At 73.4% G+C, this 20,090-nt stretch carries 17 protein-coding genes; 10 read left to right on the forward strand and 7 right to left on the reverse strand.

From position 1 onward, the window contains the following. Nucleotides 1-126 precede the first annotated feature (126 nt). From ACZ6EG_RS06950 to ACZ6EG_RS06960, 3 genes are all read left to right on the forward strand, one after another. Nucleotides 127-363: a hypothetical protein gene (locus tag ACZ6EG_RS06950; protein ID WP_391968914.1), complete on the forward strand. Its 237-nt coding sequence runs from the start codon at nucleotides 127-129 to the stop codon at nucleotides 361-363. A 198-nt stretch (nucleotides 364-561) separates the two neighbouring features. Then, the gene (locus ACZ6EG_RS06955; protein ID WP_391968915.1) at nucleotides 562-1,215 is read left to right on the forward strand and encodes a YceI family protein; all 654 of its coding nucleotides are present in this window, start codon (nucleotides 562-564) and stop codon (nucleotides 1,213-1,215) included. Nucleotides 1,216-1,609: 394 nt separating this feature from the next. Next, nucleotides 1,610-4,366: a SpoIIE family protein phosphatase gene (locus ACZ6EG_RS06960; RefSeq protein ID WP_469602318.1), complete on the forward strand. Its 2,757-nt coding sequence runs from the start codon at nucleotides 1,610-1,612 to the stop codon at nucleotides 4,364-4,366. Nucleotides 4,367-4,384: 18 nt separating this feature from the next. On the opposite strand, the gene ACZ6EG_RS06965 is transcribed toward ACZ6EG_RS06960, so the two are convergent. The 4 genes from ACZ6EG_RS06965 to ACZ6EG_RS06980 all read right to left on the reverse strand — a co-directional run bounded on the left by ACZ6EG_RS06965 (nucleotide 4,385) and on the right by ACZ6EG_RS06980 (nucleotide 8,054). After that, nucleotides 4,385-5,122, reverse strand: a complete 738-nt coding sequence (locus ACZ6EG_RS06965; RefSeq protein ID WP_469602321.1) for a DUF1275 family protein — start codon at nucleotides 5,120-5,122, stop codon at nucleotides 4,385-4,387. Continuing rightward, a complete protein-coding gene (locus ACZ6EG_RS06970; protein WP_391968918.1) occupies nucleotides 5,119-6,183 on the reverse strand; it encodes an NAD(+)/NADH kinase in 1,065 nt (354 codons plus the stop codon). Before ACZ6EG_RS06970 ends, ACZ6EG_RS06965 begins: the two co-directional genes overlap by 4 nt. 266 nt (nucleotides 6,184-6,449) lie before the next feature. Continuing rightward, nucleotides 6,450-6,926: a spore-associated protein A gene (locus ACZ6EG_RS06975; protein WP_469602324.1), complete on the reverse strand. Its 477-nt coding sequence runs from the start codon at nucleotides 6,924-6,926 to the stop codon at nucleotides 6,450-6,452. Nucleotides 6,927-7,085: 159 nt separating this feature from the next. Next, on the reverse strand, nucleotides 7,086-8,054 hold the full coding sequence (locus tag ACZ6EG_RS06980) for a DUF3500 domain-containing protein (protein ID WP_469602326.1): 969 nt from the start codon (nucleotides 8,052-8,054) through the stop codon (nucleotides 7,086-7,088). A 255-nt stretch (nucleotides 8,055-8,309) separates the two neighbouring features. Here ACZ6EG_RS06980 and ACZ6EG_RS06985 point away from each other — a divergent pair, with 255 nt between their 5' ends. Further along, the gene (locus ACZ6EG_RS06985) at nucleotides 8,310-8,474 is read left to right on the forward strand and encodes a hypothetical protein (RefSeq protein ID WP_361015193.1); all 165 of its coding nucleotides are present in this window, start codon (nucleotides 8,310-8,312) and stop codon (nucleotides 8,472-8,474) included. Between the two features lie 159 nt (nucleotides 8,475-8,633). On the opposite strand, the gene ACZ6EG_RS06990 is transcribed toward ACZ6EG_RS06985, so the two are convergent. Continuing rightward, entirely contained in the window at nucleotides 8,634-9,209 is a 576-nt protein-coding gene (locus ACZ6EG_RS06990) for a dihydrofolate reductase family protein (RefSeq protein WP_391968922.1), read from the reverse strand. 278 nt (nucleotides 9,210-9,487) lie between these two features. On the opposite strand from ACZ6EG_RS06990, the gene ACZ6EG_RS06995 reads away from it, so the two are divergent. From ACZ6EG_RS06995 to meaB, 3 genes are read left to right on the forward strand one after another with little or no spacing between them, the layout of a single operon-like run. Continuing rightward, on the forward strand, nucleotides 9,488-11,299 hold the full coding sequence (locus ACZ6EG_RS06995) for a methylmalonyl-CoA mutase family protein (RefSeq protein ID WP_469602330.1): 1,812 nt from the start codon (nucleotides 9,488-9,490) through the stop codon (nucleotides 11,297-11,299). Next, the gene (gene scpA, locus ACZ6EG_RS07000; RefSeq protein ID WP_469602333.1) at nucleotides 11,299-13,476 is read left to right on the forward strand and encodes a methylmalonyl-CoA mutase; all 2,178 of its coding nucleotides are present in this window, start codon (nucleotides 11,299-11,301) and stop codon (nucleotides 13,474-13,476) included. Before ACZ6EG_RS06995 ends, scpA begins: the two co-directional genes overlap by 1 nt. 12 nt (nucleotides 13,477-13,488) lie before the next feature. Then, nucleotides 13,489-14,493 (forward strand): methylmalonyl Co-A mutase-associated GTPase MeaB, encoded by a 1,005-nt coding sequence (meaB, locus tag ACZ6EG_RS07005; RefSeq protein WP_391968925.1) that lies wholly within the window; start codon nucleotides 13,489-13,491, stop codon nucleotides 14,491-14,493. Between the two features lie 170 nt (nucleotides 14,494-14,663). On the opposite strand, the gene ACZ6EG_RS07010 is transcribed toward meaB, so the two are convergent. Next, on the reverse strand, nucleotides 14,664-15,317 hold the full coding sequence (locus ACZ6EG_RS07010; RefSeq protein WP_391968926.1) for a TetR/AcrR family transcriptional regulator: 654 nt from the start codon (nucleotides 15,315-15,317) through the stop codon (nucleotides 14,664-14,666). 285 nt (nucleotides 15,318-15,602) lie between these two features. Here ACZ6EG_RS07010 and ACZ6EG_RS07015 point away from each other — a divergent pair, with 285 nt between their 5' ends. The 3 genes from ACZ6EG_RS07015 to ACZ6EG_RS07025 all read left to right on the forward strand — a co-directional run bounded on the left by ACZ6EG_RS07015 (nucleotide 15,603) and on the right by ACZ6EG_RS07025 (nucleotide 19,507). Continuing rightward, nucleotides 15,603-17,525 carry an RICIN domain-containing protein gene (locus ACZ6EG_RS07015; RefSeq protein WP_469602338.1) on the forward strand — a complete coding sequence of 641 codons (1,923 nt, stop codon included), beginning with the start codon at nucleotides 15,603-15,605 and terminating at the stop codon, nucleotides 17,523-17,525. A gap of 233 nt (nucleotides 17,526-17,758) precedes the next feature. Further along, entirely contained in the window at nucleotides 17,759-18,622 is an 864-nt protein-coding gene (locus ACZ6EG_RS07020; RefSeq protein ID WP_469602341.1) for an alpha/beta hydrolase, read from the forward strand. A gap of 441 nt (nucleotides 18,623-19,063) precedes the next feature. Further along, nucleotides 19,064-19,507, forward strand: a complete 444-nt coding sequence (locus ACZ6EG_RS07025) for an ATP-binding protein (RefSeq protein ID WP_391968929.1) — start codon at nucleotides 19,064-19,066, stop codon at nucleotides 19,505-19,507. On the opposite strand, the gene ACZ6EG_RS07030 is transcribed toward ACZ6EG_RS07025, so the two are convergent. Then, nucleotides 19,461-19,964 (reverse strand): ribosomal maturation YjgA family protein, encoded by a 504-nt coding sequence (locus ACZ6EG_RS07030; RefSeq protein WP_391968930.1) that lies wholly within the window; start codon nucleotides 19,962-19,964, stop codon nucleotides 19,461-19,463. The genes ACZ6EG_RS07025 and ACZ6EG_RS07030 overlap by 47 nt on opposite strands. Nucleotides 19,965-20,090 lie beyond the last annotated feature (126 nt).

The raw sequence follows: 20,090 nt of genomic DNA on the forward strand, positions 1-20,090 counted from the left end.
GCGGGTGCGCGGCGGCCACCCTCGGCGCCACCCACTCCCCCCGAGTGCCCCGGGCCTCCCGGCCGCCTCGTGACGCCCGCGGGTCGGGGACGGGGCGTCGCCGGGTCCGGGCCTAGAATCGGCGGCGTGGACATTCCCGAGGACCTGATCGTTCTTGAGCGGGCGGCGGAAGAGCAGCGTGCCCGGCTCGCCGGACTCGACGGCGAGGAGTTCGACGCGCAGCACCGGGCCTGGCGTGCGGCGACCCAAGCCGCGCAGGCCGCGATCGCCGACCACGCCACGGTCAGCGGCCAGTCGGCGGAAGGAGTCGAGAGGGCGGTCAAGCGCGCCGTCCGGCAGGCGGAGGAGGATCCCGCCGGATAGCCCGGCGGGACACGGCCCTCACCCCGCCTCGGCGCGAAGGCCCCCCGAGGCGGCGCCGGGCAGCACCGGACTCATGTCGATCTTGTGCAGTTCCGCGGTCGGCATCATGGAACCCAGACGAGGTCAGACATCTTGCCGCGTCCTACCGGTCGGCTCCGTGATAACACCAGGTGACCGACTCGGAAAGGCCACGACTCCATGGGTATCTTCAGCCGCCGTCAGACCGCCGTCATCGACTCGCCGCCGGCTGTCGACTCCGACCGCCCCCTCGGGCGGACCGCGGCGACCGACGCCACGCTCGACCCGGCACTGCGGGCACTGACCGGACACTGGACCATCGACCGCCCGCACAGCCGGATCGGCTTCTCCGTGCGGCACGCCATGGTCACGACCGTCCGCGGGGCCTTCGCCGACTACGACAGCACGCTCTACTTCGACGGGGCCCGGCCTTCCGAGTCCCGGGCGGAACTGGTCATCCGCGTCGCCAGTGTCGACACGGGTGTGGAGCAACGGGACGGTCACCTCGTGGGCCGGGACTTCTTCGACGCGCGCCGCTATCCGGAGATGACCTTCCGCAGCACCTCCACGGTCCACGAGGCGGGTGAGAGCTTCCGCATGACGGGGGACCTCACGATCCGCGACCGGACCCGGTCCGTGGAGATCCAGTTGGACTACCTCGGCTCCGTCATGGACCCGTTCGGTTACGAGCGCGCGGGCTTCGACGGCACCACGACCATCGACCGCAGGGAGTGGGGTCTCGTCTACAACCAGCGGCTCGAGGCAGGCGGCAGCATGGTCAGCGAGAAGGTCCGGCTCCAGTTCGACATCTCCGCGATCCGCGCCACCGGATAGGTTTCCCGGGCCCGCTCCCGCCGTGCGCCGAACCCTCGGCCACGCCCCCCGGTGAGGCGCCCTTCCGCAAGGGGACGATCCTGGGCTTCGACGGCCGCCACGGCCGCTCCCACGTCTACCGGTCGATCCTCGAAGCCCTGCGATGACGATCCACGACAGCACGGCGCGCATGGCGAGCGAGCTGGGCACCTCCTACCGCGAGGTCATCGTCTCCGGTGGCGGTTCCCGCCCGACCTGATGACGCGGATCCACGCCGACGTGCACGGCGTCCCGGCCCGCCGCGCCGAGGCGTCCAGCGCGGCCGGGCTGGGCGCGGCGATCCGCGCGCCGCACCCACGCCCTCTTCGACTGAGTCCCCGGGCGGCGTACCGTCGGACAGTGTTAGAAAGGGTATATGTCTGGGCGTTCCGCTCGATCCCTGCGCGCAGGTCGGCCGCCCGTCGAGCTGGCCGGGGAAGGCGAGGGCCCGCACCGCTGGTGGCGGTGGCGCGGACGCAGCGTCGCCGGGCAGGTTCTCTTCCTCCAGGTCGTGCTCGCCGTTCTGCTGATCGTGGCGGCCGCCGTCGGGGTCACCGTACAGACGCGCAACGACACCGAGCTGGACGCGCAGGAGCGGTCACGGGCCGTCGCCACGGCTCTCGCGCGGTCCCCCGGGTTCGTCACCGCGCTGGAGTCGCGGGACCCCACCGCCGCGCTGCAGCCGTACGTGGCCGCGGCCGACGAGGACACCGGGGTGGACTTCGTCGCCGTGATGGACACGGACGGCACCCGCTTCGCGGACACCGATCCGCGGCTGATCGGCGAGCGCGCGGACGACGTGCGGCGGGCGGCCAGCGAGGGGGCGTTCTCCGAGATCTACGAGGGCGACCCGTCGGATGCGGCCCGGGCGGTCGTCCCGGTCACGGACGGCCGGGGTGCCGTCGTGGGGCTCGTCGCGGCGGGCGTGACCCTGGAGACCGTCGGTGACTCATTGGAGGGGCAGGTCCCGATGATCCTCGTGGCGGGAGCCGCCGCGCTGGTCCTGGCCGTCGGCAGCGCCGCGCTGGTGAGCCGGCGGCTGCGCCGGCAGACCCGAGGGATCGGGCCGACCGAGATGACCCGGATGTACGAACACCACGACGCGGTGCTGCACGCCGTCCGCGAGGGCGTGCTCATCGTGAGCGGCGACGGCCGCCTGGTACTGGCCAACGACGAGGCGCGGCGCCTGCTGGAACTGCCCGAGGACTGCGACGGGCGCCCCATCGCGGAGCTGGGCCTGGACGCCGCCATCGTCGACCTCCTCTCCGCCGAGCGCTCCGTCACGGACGAGGTGCACCCGGCCGGGGACCGGCTGGTGGCCGTCAACACCCGGCGCACGGCCCCGTACGACGGGCCCTCGGGCAGGGTTGCGACCCTCCGGGACACCACGGAGCTGCGTGCGCTGGCCGGTACGGCCGAAGTGGCACGCGAGCGGCTGAAGCTCCTGCACGAGGCGGGGATGCGCGTCGGCACGACCCTCGACGTCACCCGTACGGCCGAGGAGCTGGCGGATGTCGCCGTACCGCGGTTCGCGGACTTCGCCACCGTGGACCTCCTGGACGCCGTGACGCGCGGTGACGAACCCAGCGGCGCCGCCACGGAGCTGCGGCGGACGGCCCTGCGCGGGGTCGACGAGGAGCATCCGTTCCGCCCCGTGGGGAGCGCCGTCGACCCGGTCGCCGCCCCCGACCTGCCCACCGCCACCGGCCCGGCCGAGGGACGCGCCGTACTGGAGGCCGACCTGACCGACGCCCGGCATCGGAACCCGGCGGGCGTGGACCGGGTCCTCGCCGCCGGCATCCGCTCCCTCGTCTCCGTACCGCTCCAGGCCCGCGGCGTCCCGCTGGGCCTGGCCCGCTTCTGGCGGACGGAGGGCTCGCCTCCGTTCGACGCGGAGGACGTCACCTTCGCCGAGGAGCTGACCGCCCGCGCCGCCGTCGCCATCGACAACGCCCGCCGCTTCACCCGCGAGCACATGATGGCGGAGGTCCTCCAGCGCAGCCTGCTGCCGCACGTCCTGCCCCACCAGGACGCCGTCGACATCGCCCACCGCTACCTGTCCGCGCAGGCCCGGGTCGGCGGTGACTGGTTCGACGTCATCCCGCTGCCCGGCGCCCGGGTCGCCCTCGTCGTGGGGGACGTGGTCGGGCACGGGATGCACGCCGCGGCGACGATGGGACGGCTGCGCACCGCCGTGCACAACTTCTCCACCCTGGACCTGCCCCCGGACGAACTCCTCACCCACCTCGACGAGCTGGTCAGCGGCCTGGACCAGGAGGATCCCGACAACCCGGACGGCGAGGGGATCACCGGCGCCACCTGCCTGATCGCGGTCTACGACCCCGTCTCGGGCGTGTGCAGCGTCTCCCGCGCGGGTCACCTCGCCCCCGCGCTGGTCCACCCGCAGGGCACCGTGGAGTTCCCCGACGTGCCCGTCGCGCCGCCCCTGGGCCTGGGCGGTCTTCCGTTCGAGGCCACGGAGCTGCACCTGGCCGAGGGCACGAGCATCGTCCTCTACACCGACGGCCTGGTCGAACAGCGCGACCGGGACATCGACGCGGGGCTCGACCTGCTGCGCGGTGTCCTCGCCGATTCGGCCGGCGCCACTCCGGAGGAGACCTGCGAGGCGGTGTTCGACCGGATGCTCCCCGAGCACCGGCGCGACGACATCGCGCTGCTCGTGGCCCGTACCCGGCTCCTGGACCGCTCCCGCGTCGCCGACTGGGACGTCCCCCTCGACCCGGCCGCCGTGGGCACCGTACGCAACGCGTGCAGCCGCCAGCTGTCCGCCTGGGGCCTGGACGAGATGGCGTTCGCCACCGAACTGGTCCTCAGTGAGCTGCTCACCAACGCCATCCGGTACGGATCGGACCCGGTTCACGTGCGGCTGCTGCACGAACGCACCCTGATCTGCGAGGTGTCCGACGGCAGCAGCACCTCCCCGCACCTGCGCCAGGCCGCCATCACGGACGAGGGCGGACGGGGCCTGTTCCTCGTGGCCCAGCTCGCACGGCGCTGGGGCACCCGGTACACGCCCACCGGGAAGGTGGTCTGGACCGAGCAGTGCCTGGCCGATCAGCAGGTCCCCGACCTGGCGCTGCTCGCCGGACTGGACGACGTGTCCGAGCTGTGACGGCGCCCCCCCCTTCCGTCAGCCGGCCGTGCCCCGCTCCCGGCCCGCGCGCCCGGCGGCCGGAGCGTGCGGGGCGGCCCCGTCGGTGCGCCAGAGGAGCCAGGCGCCGGTCACCAGGACGGCCGGGGCCACGGCGGCGACGCCGTGCAGCCACCGCTCCAGCAGGGCGAGCCCGGCGGCGCCCGCGACCAGGAGTCCCACGGTGGCCGGGGCCCGCCACCGCAGGCGCCCCTCGGTCACCGCGTCCGTCACGGCGTGGGTGAGCAGACCCGTCAGATAGGCCGTCGGCGCCCTGGCGCCCAGAGCCACCAGGACCCCGGCGTTCTGGCATCCCATCGCCGCGGACAGCAGGACCAGCAGGGTGGTGCGGACCCAGTTGCCGGGGTGGCCGTCCAGCCGGAGCCACCAGACGGCGACTGCCCAGAGCAGGAGCAGTTCCAGGAGCAGGAAGTCCGCCACCGCGGCTCGCCGGGCCCGCTGGGCACGGGCGGCAGCCCAGCCGCCGGAGGCCGCGCCCAGTACGTAACCGAGCACCGCCAGGCCCGCCAGGCCCGCCGGCGCCGCGTCCGCGTGCCCGACGCCGATCCCGACCAGCGCGGAGTTCGCCGTCACCACACTGGTGAAGACTCCGCCGAGCGCCAGGAAACCCAGCGCGTTGACCGCACCGGCGCTGAAGGTGAGGAGCCGCGCGGCCCACACCTCCCGTCCCGGCCCCGCGCCGGTCCGCTCCTGGTCCCGCCGGGGCCGGGGCGTCACGCCCCCGGAGCCGTGGGCAGGGGCAGGGCGAGGTGGGCGAGGTCGCCGGGCGGCGGTGTGCTCACCGGCCACAGCGGAGCCGGGGTGCCGTCGGCGACCGCGGCCGGGGCGTCGGTCAGGCGCATGCGTTCCCGTAGCCGGCCGTAGAAGTCCACGGGCCCGAGCCGCACCGCCCGCAGGCGGCGGGGTGCCGCGTAGACGCCGAGCCAGTCCCCCGGGTCGAGGACGCCGCGCAGCTGCCCGTCGATGCTGACGGCGGCCTGCCCGGACCGTTCCAGGATCCGCAGTCCGACCGGCTCGTCCGGTGCGGCGACCACCGAGCGGTCGAACGTCATGTGCGGGGCGACCGGTGTGAAGACGAGCGCTTCCGCCCGGGGCGAGACGACGGGCCCGCCGGCGGCGAAGCTGTAGGCGGTGGAACCCGTGGGGGTGGCGACCACCAGGGCGTCGGCGGAGTACGAGGCCAGCAGGCGGCCGGAGACGTAGACGCCGACGGAGACCTGCCGGTCCCGCGCCAGCTTCTCGAGCACCACGTCGTTGAGGGCGGACACGTTGAGGGGGATGCCCCACTCGTCGCCGCTCTCGCAGTCGGTGCGGACTTGGGGTGGCGGCAGCAGCGGTCCCCGCCCGTAGCGCAGCAGTGCCTCCATGGCCTCGGGCACCTCCAGACGGCGGGACGCCCGCAGGGTGAGCAGCATGCGGCTCTCCGGGTCGACGTCGCCGTCCCGGACGGCATCGAGGGCGGAGCGCACCGCCGGTGCCGGGATCTCGGTCAGGAACCCGACCCGTCCCAGGTCGACGCCGAGGATCAGGGCGCCGTTCTCGGCCGCCAGCCGGGCGCCGCGCAGGAAGGTGCCGTCACCGCCCAGGGTCACGACGAGGTCCGGGTCCCCCGCCGCCTCCAGCTCCTCCCGCGCGCTGCGTCGGCCGTCGTCGCTCCACACGTCGATGTCGGTGCACCCGACGCCGTTCTCGCCGCACCAGTCCCGGACGTCCCGCGCCGCCTCGGCGGCGCCCTCGCGCCCCCCGTGCACCACGAGTCCGACCCGTCCGATCGCCACAACCGTCTCCCTGCGCGCTCGCGAAAAGATGCCCGGGGCGTGCTGGTGTGCTCTGTTCGCCGCGACCGTCGGTGCCGGCCGCCCGGGCCGCATCCACCGGCCCCGGCATCTTCGCCGACCGTCGCGGCTCGGCGGGCCGCGACATGCCGGGGCCGGCACGGCCGGTCGGCGGGCCGCGGACGGCGTCGGTGCCGGGCACGGGGGCCGTCGCATGCGAGGGCTCCGCCGGACGGCGGAGCCCTCGGTCGGTCCCGGCAGGCGCGGTCTCACCGTTCGCCGGCGAACCAGTCCTTCTGCGGGGCCTTGGCGGCGAGCGCACCGCAGTTGGAGCCGTAGTTCCAGGCCTGCAGGTTGTCGATGACCCCGCCCCACTCGACGCAGGCACCGCGCGCGAACACGTACACGGGTCCCGCGTACGAGCGGTACTCACCGGCGTCGTACTGTTCCTCGCCGGTGTCGACGTTGCGTGCGTAGGCCACCATGTACGTCGGTGTGCCGGCGGTGCTGCGGATCGTCACGGTGCAGTTCCTGCCCGTGGACGAGTTGTAGGTGAGGTACACGGTGCCGGTGCTGCCGACCGGCATGGAGTTCACGACCTTGTAGCCGGAGCCGCAGACCCCGTTGTACGCCGCGGTCGCGCCGGCGGTCGCCGCGCCGGCGACGGGAGCCGTCGCCAACAGCCCCGCCCCGATGGCCCCGACGGCGATCAGTGTCGCCCCGACGGCTTGTGTCGAACGCTTCATGGCACCTCGATCCGTGAATCGACTGGCCTCCCCATGGTGTTGCTGAAGCCACCTGTTGAGACCTTTGCACCCGTTCGGTGGTTGTACGCCGTTCGCCACTTTTCCAGCATCCGGGCACCGAATCGTCGGCTCCGCAGGCCGGGGTGCGCGCGGGCCGCCTCACCCGTGCTGCTCCGTGTAGTGCGCGCGGAGCAGGTCGGCGCCCCAGTCGTGGCGGACGTGCCGCCAGACGGAGTGGGCGTGGTTGCCGTCGTCCTGGGTGTTGTCGTACTCGATGAGCAGGTCCGGGCCCCGGACGCAGTAGTAGTGCCGGTCCCCCGGTTCGCGGCCGCCCGCCCAGGCGAACGAGAGGGTGTCCAGCCCGTGTGCCACGACCTCGGACCAGCACTCCCGCGCGTACCCCTCGGGCGCCCGGTCCAGGTAGCGGCGCACCAGGCGCTCCACCAGCCGCTGCTGACCGGGCGACATGTCACCGTGCGCCAGGCCGGCCGGCAGCAGGTCCGGATCGGCGAACGGGTCGTCGCGGGTCAGGATGTCGTCCGGGGGTGCGGCGGCGAAGACGGCCCTCGACCGTCGGCCGGCGTCCAGGTTCGTGACCAGCTCCCGCGCCAGGTCCTCCTCCGGCCCCAGCAGCCGCCGCCCGGCCTGAGGGCCGTGCGCGACACGAGCGGGCTCCGCACCGACGAAGTGCGGCGTCACCCGCAGCCCCTCCCCCGTGACCAGTACGTGGACGGCGAGGTGATGGCCGTTCATCCGCCAGCCCCAGGGGGCGTCACCGTCCGGGTCCCCGAGCAGGCGCACCCAGTAGCGGTCGGCCCCCGCGGCGCCGACGGTGGCGCGGCGGTGGCGTTCCACCTCGATCGCCCCGCGCGCCAGCTCCGCGCCCGGTGCGCTGTGCGCCGTGGTCAGCAGCGCGTCGACGGCCGCGCGTTGCCGGGTGTCGAGCCCCTCGGTGGACAGGCCGGGACGCGGGCCGGGCAGATAGGTCCACTCCCGCAGCGCTGGCGCGTCCAGCCGGGCGGGCCACTCCCGCAGCTCGCGCACCTGCTCGGGCTCGAGTACGCGCAGCAGCGCGCGTACCGCCTCCCTCATCTCGGCGGCCGTCGCCCGCGATTCCCGCACGTCCACGTCTCTCCTCCCCGTCGGCGCCCGCTGGGGCGCTCCCGCGGGGCGCGTGGCGCCCCTGGTGCCCCATGGTGCGTCATCCGGAGGTGAGGGGACACCGGATCACCTGGGCGCGCCCCCGCCCGCCCCGGCGTCGGTACGGGTCCTGCGCCCCCTCTCCGCTCGTCCTGCGCCGAACCGGTGAACCGACCCCTCCGTTCCGGTGAGGACCGTGTCCGGCCGCGAATCCCTGCCGGGGAGGGCGTCGTTCGGCGGAGCATGCGACAGATCAAGCACGTGACCCTGATCCTGACGACCACCGCCGCCACCCTGGCCGCAACCGCCGCCTCCGCCCACGCCTCACCGTTGCCGGGCGGCGGAGCCGGTCAGGCCCTGCCCGCCCTGTACGCCATCCTGGCCTTCGTCCGGCGCACCCTCGGCTGACCCCCAGGGCGTCGGCACGGCCGGTCCGCGCTCGACCCGGTGCGGCCGGCCGACGCACTCGGGACGCACGTGCGGTCCCCCCCGTTCCCGTACGGCATCTCATGCTCCACGCCGACCAGGAGACTGGCTGCACGACGAGCCCGAGGTGCCGGCCCCGGTTCAGTGGAGGGTCGGCCGGTAGACGAGCTCCTGGATATGACCGTCCAGCGTCCGGTGCTCGACCAGCTCCAGGTCGAAGTCGGCCGCTCCCCCGAAGACCGGGTCCAGCCCGGTCCGACCGGTGATGACGGGGAACAGCGTGACCTGGACCCGGTCGACCAGCCCGGCGGCCATCAGCGCCCGGTTCATCGACAGGCTGCCGTGCGAGCGCAACGGCACCGGGGACTCCTCCTTGAGCCGGGCGACGACGTCCACGGCGTCGCCCTTCACGACGGTCGCGTCCGGCCAGTCCAGGGGTCCCTCCAGCGTCGTCGAGACCACGGTGGCCGGCAGGTTCCGCATCCGGGTGACCCAGGGGTCGCGCACATCGGACTCCTCGGTGCTCGCGGCCAGCATCTGCGCGAAGGCCCGGTACGTACCGGCCCCGAAGACCATCCGCTGCTCCGGGCCGTAGAGGGCGAGGCGGTGGTCGAGCAGCTCGGGGCCCTGCTTGCCCCAGTAGCCGGACCAGTCGCCCCCGGCGGCGCCGTAGCCGTCGAGACTGGAAAAGACGTCGAAGGTGTAGGTGGTGGTCACGTCGTCTCCTCGGTCGGGGTTCATCGGTGCGGGGGCGGTGCGGCGATCCCTCCGCGTGCGGTCCGGCGACCGTCCCACCCATGAGACCCGGCGGGCCGCCGGAACTCATCGCTCCGCCGACCCGCGCGCGGCCCCGGCCACTCGAACGGCACATGCGCCATGGCCGAGTGCGCGCAGGGCGGGGCGGGCGCCGACGACGCACGTCACACCGGCGGAGAGAACAACCTCACACCGGCCCGACCTGCTGCTCGTCTGCCGGCCTGCCCTAACATCCGAGCATGACGCTCCTGCCTGACGACGGACTCGCCCTGGCGGCCGAGTTCCCCGACCCGACACACGAGCAGTGGCAGCACCTGGTGTCCGGTGTACTGCGCAGGTCGGGCCGGGAGGTTCCGGACGACGAGGCGGAGGACGCCCTGTCCACCGCGCTGGAGGACGACCTGCGGGCCCGTCCGCTCTACTCCGCGCGCGACGAGGCGCCGGGACCCGGCCTGCCGGGCTTCCCGCCCTTCGTGCGCGGCAGCCGCCCCGAGGGCTGCGCCGTAGGCGGCTGGGACGTGCGTCAGCGGCACGCGTCGGCCGACCCGGCGGCGGTCCTGACCGACCTGGAGAACGGCGTCACCTCCCTGTGGCTGACCGTCGGCGGGTCCGCCGGCATCCCCGTCACCGCGCTCGACCGCGCCCTCGACGGCGTCCACCTCGATCTGGCCCCCGTGGTCCTGGAGGCGGGCGACGCGTTCCAGCCGGCCGCGCGGGAGTTGCTGCGGATCCACGAGGAACGGGGCGTCGCCGCGGACGCCGCGCGCGGCAACCTGGGGGGCGACCCGCTGGGGCACGAGGCCCGCTCCGGAAGGCCGTACGACAGCGGGGCCGTGACCGAGGCGGCCCGGCTGTGCGCCGCGCGCCATCCGGGGCTGCGAGCGCTGACCGTGGACGCGCTGCCGTACCACGAGGCCGGCGCCTCCGCGGCGCAGGAGCTGGGCTGTTCCGTGGCGACGGGCCTGGCCTACCTGCGGGAGCTGACCGCGGCCGGACTGGACACGGCTCAGGCCCTGGCGCAGCTGGAGTTCCGGTACGCCGCGACCGCCGACCAGTTCCTGACCATCGCCAAGCTGCGCGCGGCGCGGCGCCTGTGGGCTCGGGTGGCCGAGGTCTGCGGGGCGCCGAGGGCTGGTGCGCAGCTCCAGCATGCGGTGACCTCGCCGGTGATGATGACGCGCCGCGACCCGTGGGTGAACATGCTGCGCACCACGGTCGCCGCTCTGGCCGCCGGGGTCGGGGGCGCCGAGGCCGTGACCGTGCTGCCCTTCGACGACGCGCTCGGCCTGCCGGACGCCTTCGCCCGGCGTGTCGCCCGCAACACGTCCACCATCCTGATCGAGGAGTCGCACCTGTCCCGGGTGATCGATCCGGCGGGCGGCTCGTGGTACGTGGAGCGGCTGACCGACGAACTGGCGCACGCCGCCTGGACGTTCCTCCAGGAGATCGAGCGGGCCGGCGGGCAGGCGGCCGCGCTGCGCTCCGGGACGGTGGGCGAACGGCTGGCACAGACGTGGGCGGTGCGCAGCAAGCAGCTGGCGAAGCGCCGGGAGCCGGTCACCGGGGTCAGCGAGTTCCCGCACCTGGACGAGAAGCCGGTGGTGCGCGCGCCCGCGCCCGAGCCGCCCACCGGGGGTCTGCCCCGGGTGCGGCGGGACGAGGCGTTCGAGGTGCTGCGCGCCCGCTCCGACGCCCACCTGGCCGCGACGGGCTCCCGCCCGCGCGTCCACCTGGCCGCGCTCGGCCCGGCCGCCGCGCACAGCTCCCGGCTCGCCTTCGCCGCCAACCTCTTCCGGGCGGGCGGCATCGAGGCCGTCGCCGAGGGCGGCTTCGAGGGCAGCGGCGCGCAAGAGGTGTGCCTGTGTTCGAGCGACGCGCTGTACGCGGAGCAGGCCGAGGACGCGGCCGCCGCATTGCGGGAGGCGGGCGCCGAGCACGTGTTCCTCGCCGGCCGCCCCGGACCGTACGCGGGCGTGGACACCTTCGTGTTCGCCGGCTGTGACGCGGTCGCCGTACTGTCGGCGACCCTCGACCGCATGGGAGTGCGCTGATGTCCATCCCCGACTTCTCGGCGATCGAGCTGGGGACTCCGCCCTCCGCCGCCGGCCCCGACGAGTGGCGTGCCGCAGTGAAGAAGGCCGCCGACGGTGACGACCTCGTGTGGCGGACGCCGGAGGGGATCTCGGTCAAGCCGCTCTACACCGGGGACGACCTGGAGGGCCTGGACTTCCTGGACACCTACCCGGGCATCGCGCCGTACCTGCGGGGCCCGTACCCGACGATGTACGTCAACCAGCCCTGGACCGTCCGCCAGTACGCCGGTTTCTCCACGGCCGAGGAGTCCAACGCCTTCTACCGGCGCAACCTCGCGGCCGGGCAGAAGGGCCTGTCGGTCGCCTTCGACCTGCCCACGCACCGGGGTTACGACAGCGACCATCCGCGGGTGACGGGCGACGTCGGCATGGCGGGGGTCGCCATCGACTCGATCTACGACATGCGGCAGCTCTTCGACGGCATCCCGCTGGACCGGATGAGCGTGTCGATGACGATGAACGGTGCCGTGCTGCCGGTGCTGGCCCTGTACATCGTCGCGGCGGAGGAACAGGGTGTGCCGCCGGAGAAGCTGGCCGGGACCATCCAGAACGACATCCTCAAGGAGTTCATGGTCCGCAACACCTACATCTACCCACCGAAGCCGTCGATGCGGATCATCTCCGACATCTTCGCGTACACCTCGAAGCGGATGCCCCGCTACAACTCGATCTCCATCTCCGGCTACCACATCCAGGAGGCCGGGGCGACGGCCGACCTGGAGCTGGCCTACACCCTCGCCGACGGCGTCGAGTACATCCGGGCCGGGCGGGAGGCGGGGCTGGACGTGGACGCGTTCGCGCCCCGGCTGTCGTTCTTCTGGGCGATCGGCATGAACTTCTTCATGGAGATCGCCAAGCTGCGCGCGGCGCGGCTGCTGTGGGCGAAGCTGGTGAAGCAGTTCGATCCGAAGAACGCCAAGTCCCTCTCCCTGCGCACCCATTCGCAGACCTCCGGCTGGTCACTGACCGCGCAGGACGTCTTCAACAACGTCACCCGCACCTGCGTGGAGGCGATGGCCGCCACCCAGGGACACACCCAGTCGCTGCACACCAACGCCCTCGACGAGGCGCTCGCCCTGCCCACCGACTTCTCCGCCCGCATCGCCCGCAACACCCAGTTGCTGCTCCAGCAGGAGTCCGGCACGACGCGGGTGATCGACCCCTGGGGCGGCAGCGCCTACGTCGAGCGGCTGACGTACGACCTGGCCCGCCGGGCCTGGCAGCACATCCAGGAGGTGGAGCGGGCGGGCGGCATGGCGCGGGCCATCGACGCCGGCATCCCCAAGCTGCGGGTGGAGGAGGCCGCCGCCCGCACCCAGGCGCGGATCGACTCCGGGCGGCAGCCGGTGATCGGCGTGAACAAGTACCGGGTGGAGTCCGACGAGCAGATCGAGGTGCTCAAGGTCGACAACTCCTCGGTACGCGCCCAGCAGATCGCCAAGCTGCGACGGCTGCGGGAGGAACGGGACGAGACCGCCTGCCGGGACGCGCTCGACGCACTCACACGGGCCGCCGGCGGTGACGGCAACCTGCTGGAACTGGCGGTACGGGCGGCTCGCGCGAAGGCGACGGTCGGAGAGATCAGCGACGCCCTGGAGAAGGTGTACGGACGCCACGCGGGCCAGATCCGTACGATCTCCGGTGTGTACCGCAACGAGACGGGCGAGTCACCGGCCGTGGAGCGCACCCGGGCGGTGGTGGAGGCCTTCGCCGAGGAGGAGGGCCGCAGGCCGCGCATCCTGGTCGCCAAGATGGGTCAGGACGGTCACGACCGGGGGCAGAAGGTGATCGCCACCGCCTTCGCCGACCTCGGTTTCGACGTGGACGTCGGCCCGCTGTTCCAGACCCCGGTCGAGGTCGCCCGTCAGGCGGTCGAGGCGGACGTGCACATCGTCGGGGTGTCGTCCCTGGCGGCCGGGCACCTCACGCTCGTCCCGGCGCTGCGCGAGGCGCTCGCCGAGGAGGGACGGGAGGACATCATGGTCGTGGTCGGCGGGGTGATCCCGCCGCAGGACGTGCCGGTCCTGCTGGAGATGGGCGCGGCCGCGGTCTTCCCGCCGGGCACGGTGATCCCGGACGCGGCTCGTGACCTGGTCCGGCGGCTGGCGTCCGACCTCGGACTCGGCGAGCTGTGAGCCGGTGACCTGATGGCTCTCGATCTCGACGCGTACGTCGAGGGCGTCCTCGGCGGCAGGCGCGCGGTCGTCGCACGGGCGATCACCCTCGTCGAGTCCACCCGCCCCCAGCACCGGGCGCTCGCCCAGCGGCTGCTGACCGAGCTGATGCCACACGGCGGCAGGGCCCGGCGGATCGGGATCAGTGGCGTGCCGGGCGTGGGCAAGTCGACGTTCATCGACGCCTTCGGCACGATGCTGACCGGTCTCGGGCACCGGGTCGCCGTCCTCGCCGTCGACCCGTCCTCGAGCCGCACCGGCGGCTCGATCCTCGGTGACAAGACCAGGATGGAACGCCTGGCCGTCGACCCGGCGGCGTTCGTCCGCCCCTCCCCCACCGCGGGGACGCTCGGCGGGGTCGCGAAGGCGACCCGCGAGTCGATCGTGGTGATGGAGGCCGCCGGCTACGACGTGGTGCTGGTGGAGACGGTCGGGGTCGGCCAGTCCGAGACGGCCGTCGCGGACATGGTCGACTCCTTCCTGCTGCTCACCCTGGCCCGCACCGGCGACCAGTTGCAGGGCATCAAGAAGGGCGTGCTGGAACTGGCCGACGTGATCGCCGTGAACAAGGCCGACGGCCCGCACGAACGCGACGCCCGCGTGGCGGCCCGCGAACTGGCCGGTGCCCTGCGGCTCATGCACGGCCAGGACGCCTTCTGGACTCCCCCGGTGCTCAGTTGCAGCGCGCGCGAGTCGGCCGGGCTCGACGCCGTCTGGGACCGCTTGGAGCAGCACCGCACGCTGCTCGACACCACCGGCCGCCTCGCCGCCAAGCGCCGCACCCAGCAGGTCGACTGGGTCTGGGCCATGGTCCGCGACGAGTTGCTGGGCCGCCTGCACGCCGACCCGGACGTGCGCGCTCTTGCCCCGCGGCTCGAACAGCGCGTCAGGGAGGGTGAGCTGACGGCGACGCTGGCCGCGGAACGCATCCTGGACGCCTTCACGGGCGACGCGGCCGCCCCCTCGGCTCCCGCATGACGTCGCCGGCGGACCGGGGCCGCCCCCTCGCACGCCGCCGGTCGTGACGCGCGTGCGCGGCATCCTCCTCCCCCGCGCCATCGCGGAGTCACTCGCCGTCCGGCCCTCGGAGTCACTCGCCGTCCGGCCCCAGGGGTGGCGCCGAGCCCCGCTCCGGGCCGGACGGTCGCTCAGGACGAGAAGCGGCCGGGCGCCAGCGTGGCCAGGAGCGAGGTGATCACCAGGTCCGTCGAAGCGGCCATGGCGACCGAGTCGGGGTCCAGCAGCCACTGGACCTGGAGACCGTCCATGACGGCGATGATCGCGTTCGCCGCGTCGTGCGCACGGGCCGCGTCGGCCTCTCCGAGGTCACAGGCCGCGGTCAGCGCGTCGGTGACGAAGGTCCGCAGACCGGTGTACCGGTCGCGGAAGTAGGGCTGTGCGGGGTGGTCGTCGGTGACGGACTCGGCCGACAGGACGGCGTAGAGCCGGACGATGCCCTCCCGTTCGGCGTTGCGCAGGGCGGTGTCGACGAGGTGGCGCAGGAAGTCGAGCCCCTGGGGGCGCTCGGTGCCCAGTTGCTCGATGTCCCCCTGGTCGCGCCGTTCGAGGACGCTGGTGAGCAACAGCGCCTTGGAGCGGAAGTAGTGGAGGACGCCGGCCTGGGTCAGGCCCGCGCGGTCGGCGATCTCCGCGAGGGAGGCGTTGTGGTAGCCCCGGGCGGCGAAGGTGTCCGTGGCGATGTTCAGGATGTCCTGCTGCCGCCGGCGTGCTGCGGGGCTGCGCGGTGTACGGGGCTTCGCTACGGGGCCGCGCGCGGGTCTGCCCACTGATCGGTCGCTCACGTGCGACAGCCTACGATCCACCCCCGTCGTCGGGAGACGAAGATCCTCGACCACCGCACAGCATGTGACCCACATCACTTACTAAGTGTTTAGTAGGTGTGCTTTCATGGCGCCGTCCTTCCGTCGGAGGTCCGCCTTCCGGCCGGAACGACCGCATGCCCTGCCCGAGGAGTCACGCCTGGGCCGGGGCCGCTCCTCCGCACAGCGAGTTCGCGCCGCTCCCGCCACGCCGTTCCGTCCCGGCCGGTACCCCCCGCGTACCACCGAAACGAAGGAGAGCCGCACATGCCGACCCGTACGAGAGCCCGTTCACCGAGAGCGCTTCTCCGGCGCGCCCGTTCCCCGCGAGTACGGACCACCGCCGTCGCCCTGGCCCTCGCCGGGCTGGGCCTCGGCATCGGCCCCACCGGCACCACGACGGCCCAGGCCGCCGACCCCGTGGCACAGGTGTGGGTCACCACACCGGACGGTGCCAAGCGGCTCACGGCCGAAGGCGACGTCCCCTTCACCGGCACCCCGCAGCCCGTCGACATACGCGTCGACGCCGGTACCAGGGGCCAGCGGTTCACCGGCGCGGGAGCCTCGGTGACGGGCGCGTCGGCCCGCCTCGTCCAGAGCCTCCCCCAGGACAGGCGCACCGAGCTGATGCGAGCCCTGTTCTCCACGGCGGGCGACGGCATCGGCCTCAACTACCTGCGCCAACCGCTGGGCAGCACCGACTTCGACGCGACGCACGACCCGTACTCCTACGAGGACACTCCCGGCCGGTTCTCCATCGACCGGGACCGGGCCGAGATCATCCCCGTCCTCGAACAGGCCACCGCCGTCAACCCGTCGATCCGCTTCATGGGGTCGCCCTGGTCCCCGCCGGCGTGGATGAAGAGCGGCGGCTCCCTCAACGGCGGCAGCCTCCGGCCCGAGCACTACCCGGCGTACGCCGACTACCTGGTCGAGGCGATCAGGGCCTACCAGCAGGAGGGCATCACCCTCACCGATCTCACGGTGCAGAACGAACCGGAGTTCGCGACCAGTTACCCGTCGATGTCGATGACGTCGGCGCAGCAGGCCGAGTTCCTGAGGGTCCTCGACCCGAAACTGACGGCGGCCGGGCTGCCGACGAACATCCTCGCCTTCGACCACAACTGGGACCACCCGAACTATCCGCTCGACGTGTTCTCCCGCACGGCGGGCATCAGCCGCGTGATCGGTGCCGCCTTCCACTGCTACGGCGGGCAGGTCTCCGCCCAGCAGCAGGTGCGCGACGCCGATAAGCGCGTCTTCTTCACCGAGTGTTCCGGCACCGACAGCGCCGACGCCTCCGCGACGTTCGGCGACACCCTGCGCTGGCACGCCGAGAACCTCGTCGTGCAGAACTTCCGCAGCGGCGGCGAGACGGTCCTCACGTGGAACCTCGCACTGGACCGGAACGGCGGCCCCCACCAGGGCCACTGCACGAACCGGTGCAACGGTGTGGTGGAGATCGCGGACGGGGGTGTGACCCGTAACGCCGAGTACTACGTGCTCGGTCACGTGAGCAAGTTCGTCGAGGTCGGCGCCACCCGCATCGGCTCCGCGAGCCAGGGCGCCGGAGGCGTGCAGAACGTCGCCTTCCAGAACCCCGACGGCTCCCGCGTCGCCTACGTGGTCAACACCGCCGCGAGCGCCCAACGGTTCTCCCTCACCGACGGCGGCAGGTCGCTCACCTACACCCTGCCGGCCGGGGCGGTCGCCACCTTCGTGTGGAACGGCACCGGTGGCGGGCCCACCGGGCCGATCGATCCGAACGCCTGGTACCGCGTCGTCAACGCGGGCAGCGGCGCGTGCCTGGACGCCGCCGACTGGGGCACCGCCGACGGGACGGCCCTGCAGCAGTGGGCGTGCGGCACCGGCGCCAACCAGTCCTGGCAGCTGCGTCCCACCGGCGACGGCCACTACCAGGTCGTCAACCGCCACAACGGCAAGGCGTGGGACGTCGACGGCGGGTCCGGCGCGCATGCCGACGGTACCCGCGTCCACCTCTGGTCGTACGTCGGCGGCACCAACCAGCAGTGGCGGCCGGAGCCCCTCGCGTCGGACCGGTACCGCTTCGTCGCCCGGCACAGCGGCAAGTGTCTGAGCGTGGACAACGCCTCCACGGCCGACGGGGCGCGCCTGTCCCAGCAGCCCTGTTCCGGGTCCGCGGCGCAGGCGTTCACACTCAGCCGCTGACCCTTCCGCCCCCGAACGGTCCGCATCCACACCCTGCGGGGCCCGGCGCGTCGGCCGAGCCCCGCTGCCTCCCGCCCCGCACCCGGCCGCCGGCGCGACCTCCGTCGGATCCGGGCCGTCGGGGCGAGAAAGCGGAGGGATTCGGACCGGTTGCGCCGCTGATCTTTCGCTGCGTAGGGTCCGGTGATCCATCGGGCAAGCGTTCGCTGCCCCGGCCTGAGAGTGGGTAGACCATGCAGCCGACGTTCGTACTCGTACACGGCGCCTTCGCGAACTCCTTCTCCTTCGCACCCCTTCAGGCCGAGCTCGGTCTGCTGGGGCACCGTTCCGTCGCCGTGGACCTCCCCGGCCACGGCTTCGCCGCGAGCTACTCGCACGCGTACCAGGCACCGCAGGACGCCGAAGGTCTCGCGACCGCGCCGGGCTCCCTGAAGGGGGTCACGCTCGCCGACAACGCGGCGCACGTGATCGGCGTCCTGGAGCGGGCCAAGGAGCACGGGCCGGTGATCCTGGTCGCGCACAGCCGGGGCGGCATCACGGCCACCGCCGTGGCCAACGCGCGCCCGGACCTCATCGACCGCATCGTCTACGTCGCCGCCTGGTGCCCGGTCCGTCTGGACGTGAACGACTACTACGCCGAGCCGGAGATGGCCACGGTCGACGCCGCCTCGGTCGGCCTGGCGATGGCCGGGAACCCGGCGGAACTCGGGCTGCTGCGCGTCAACTTCCGCACCGCGGACCGTGACGCCCTCGCGGCGCTCAAGGCCGCCTTCCTCGCCGACGGCACCGAGGAGGAGTTCCTGACCTTCCTGAACACCTTCCAGCCCGACGAGAACCTCGACGTCGGCGGTGCCGACGACCGGGCGCAGGCGGCGACCTGGGGCCGTGTCCCGAAGACCTTCGTGCGTCTGGCGGACGACGCGAGCATGCCCCCCGTGATGCAGGACCGGCTGATCCGCGAGGGCGACGAACTCACACCGGAGAACCCGTACGACGTGCGGACCCTCGAAGGCAGCCATCTGAAGTGGCTGGTCGACCCGGCACCGTCGGCCCGCGTACTGGGGGAACTCGCCGCGCTCACGGCCGGGGCCGCCTGACCGCGCGAGGAACCGGGAGGCCGGACGGCCTGGCGACGGCACCGGTGCGCGCGGGTGCCCGCCGGGTCGGGGAAGATGGTGGCGCCCACCCTGTCCCGCCAGCGAGGAGAGTCCGCGCGGATGCCTGCTTCCGCCCCCGGCCCGAGACAGCCGACCATGGTCGCTCGCGTCGCGGGGGTGTCGCGCACGACCGTGTCCCACGCGCAGGCAGCACGCTCGGACTGAAGCCGCGATCCGGCCCTGGACGGAGAGCCACATCGATGTGGCCAGATCGATGTGGCCAGATCGATGTGGCCGCGAGTATGTGAGGTGCCCGCCGAGGCGTCAAGGCCGACCGGGCCGGGAGAGTGCCGCCCCGCTTCGTGGACATCGCCGCTTCAATCCGCGCCCCGGGGGTAGTCGCGACGCAGTGAAGTCGAGTCGGGATGGGGACCGCAGTGGATGACCGGGATGGGGACCGCAGTGGATGATTCGTCGCTACGGGCAGTGGGGTGGGCGCGTTCGCTGCCGATGCAGACCGGCCCGAAGACGGCACGTGACTGGGCGCACAAGCACCTGGAGACCCTCGACTGGACGGCCGGTGCCCCCGAGACGGTGGACGCCGTGCTGCTCACGGTGTCCGAACTGGTCACGAACGCGCACGTACACGCCCGTTCGCACGCTCAGTTGGTGATGACCTGGGACGGCCGCTGCCTCCATGTGGCCGTCCACGACGCCTCCAGCACGCTGCCGCGCGCTCGGCCGCCGAGCGAGGAACGCCTCGGCGGGCGGGGGATGTTCCTCGTCGACGCCCTGGCCGACAGCTGGGAGGCGCATCGCTGCCCGGACGGCAAGACGGTCATCGCCTGCTTCCGTCCTCCGTCGGTGTCGGCGGACGCCCACTGACCTCCGTCCCGCGGAGCCGGCGGCGCGCACCCGGTCGGTCCGGGCGGGCGACGCGGCGCGCCAGGTGTCCGGCCGACCAGCCGGCCGCCGCGCCGACCGCGTACCAGAACAGGTCGGGCGCGTTGAAGGTGGAGCCCAGGACCAGGCGGGCCGCCGTGCTCCGCCGGGACAGCTCCGCCGGGAGGTCGCTCAGCTGCAGGAACTCGACACCCCAGCTCACGGCCAGGGCGACGGCGGCGGCCCGCGGTGCCGTGACGCGGGGAGCGACCAGGACGACGAGGGTGAACAGCAGCAGGGTGTACAGGGCGTCCCCGCCGTACTTGGCCACCTCCCCCTCCGCCGCGGCCCTGAGTCCCAGCCCGGCGGCGACGGTCGACACGGCGGCCACCGCGGCCACCGCACGCGTACGGAGCAGGACGCCGTCGGCGTCGGCGCGTGGGCTGGAAGGGTAGACCATGCGGTCATTGTGCTGGACGCCCTCGTCAGGGCCGCCCGGCGGTCCGCCGGCGGGCGTCCGCCGGGCGCCCCTCGTGGTCCGCCGGGTGTCCGCGTCGGGTGCGCTGCGCCCAAAAGGGTGGCCGGA

Source organism: Streptomyces sp. NPDC041968, from assembly GCF_055589025.1.

Excerpts from the sequence above, each read along its gene's own strand:
- ACZ6EG_RS06955 (WP_391968915.1), top strand. The coding sequence starts at position 562 with ATGGGTATCTTCAGCCGCCGTCAGACCGCCGTCATCGACTCGCCGCCG.
- ACZ6EG_RS06960 (WP_469602318.1), top strand. The coding sequence starts at position 1,610 with ATGTCTGGGCGTTCCGCTCGATCCCTGCGCGCAGGTCGGCCGCCCGTC.
- ACZ6EG_RS06975 (WP_469602324.1), bottom strand. The coding sequence starts at position 6,926 with ATGAAGCGTTCGACACAAGCCGTCGGGGCGACACTGATCGCCGTCGGG.
- ACZ6EG_RS06985 (WP_361015193.1), top strand. The coding sequence starts at position 8,310 with ATGCGACAGATCAAGCACGTGACCCTGATCCTGACGACCACCGCCGCC.
- ACZ6EG_RS06995 (WP_469602330.1), top strand. The coding sequence starts at position 9,488 with ATGACGCTCCTGCCTGACGACGGACTCGCCCTGGCGGCCGAGTTCCCC.
- scpA (WP_469602333.1), top strand. The coding sequence starts at position 11,299 with ATGTCCATCCCCGACTTCTCGGCGATCGAGCTGGGGACTCCGCCCTCC.
- meaB (WP_391968925.1), top strand. The coding sequence starts at position 13,489 with ATGGCTCTCGATCTCGACGCGTACGTCGAGGGCGTCCTCGGCGGCAGG.
- ACZ6EG_RS07015 (WP_469602338.1), top strand. The coding sequence starts at position 15,603 with ATGCCGACCCGTACGAGAGCCCGTTCACCGAGAGCGCTTCTCCGGCGC.
- ACZ6EG_RS07020 (WP_469602341.1), top strand. The coding sequence starts at position 17,759 with ATGCAGCCGACGTTCGTACTCGTACACGGCGCCTTCGCGAACTCCTTC.
- ACZ6EG_RS07025 (WP_391968929.1), top strand. The coding sequence starts at position 19,064 with ATGACCGGGATGGGGACCGCAGTGGATGATTCGTCGCTACGGGCAGTG.
- ACZ6EG_RS07030 (WP_391968930.1), bottom strand. The coding sequence starts at position 19,964 with ATGGTCTACCCTTCCAGCCCACGCGCCGACGCCGACGGCGTCCTGCTC.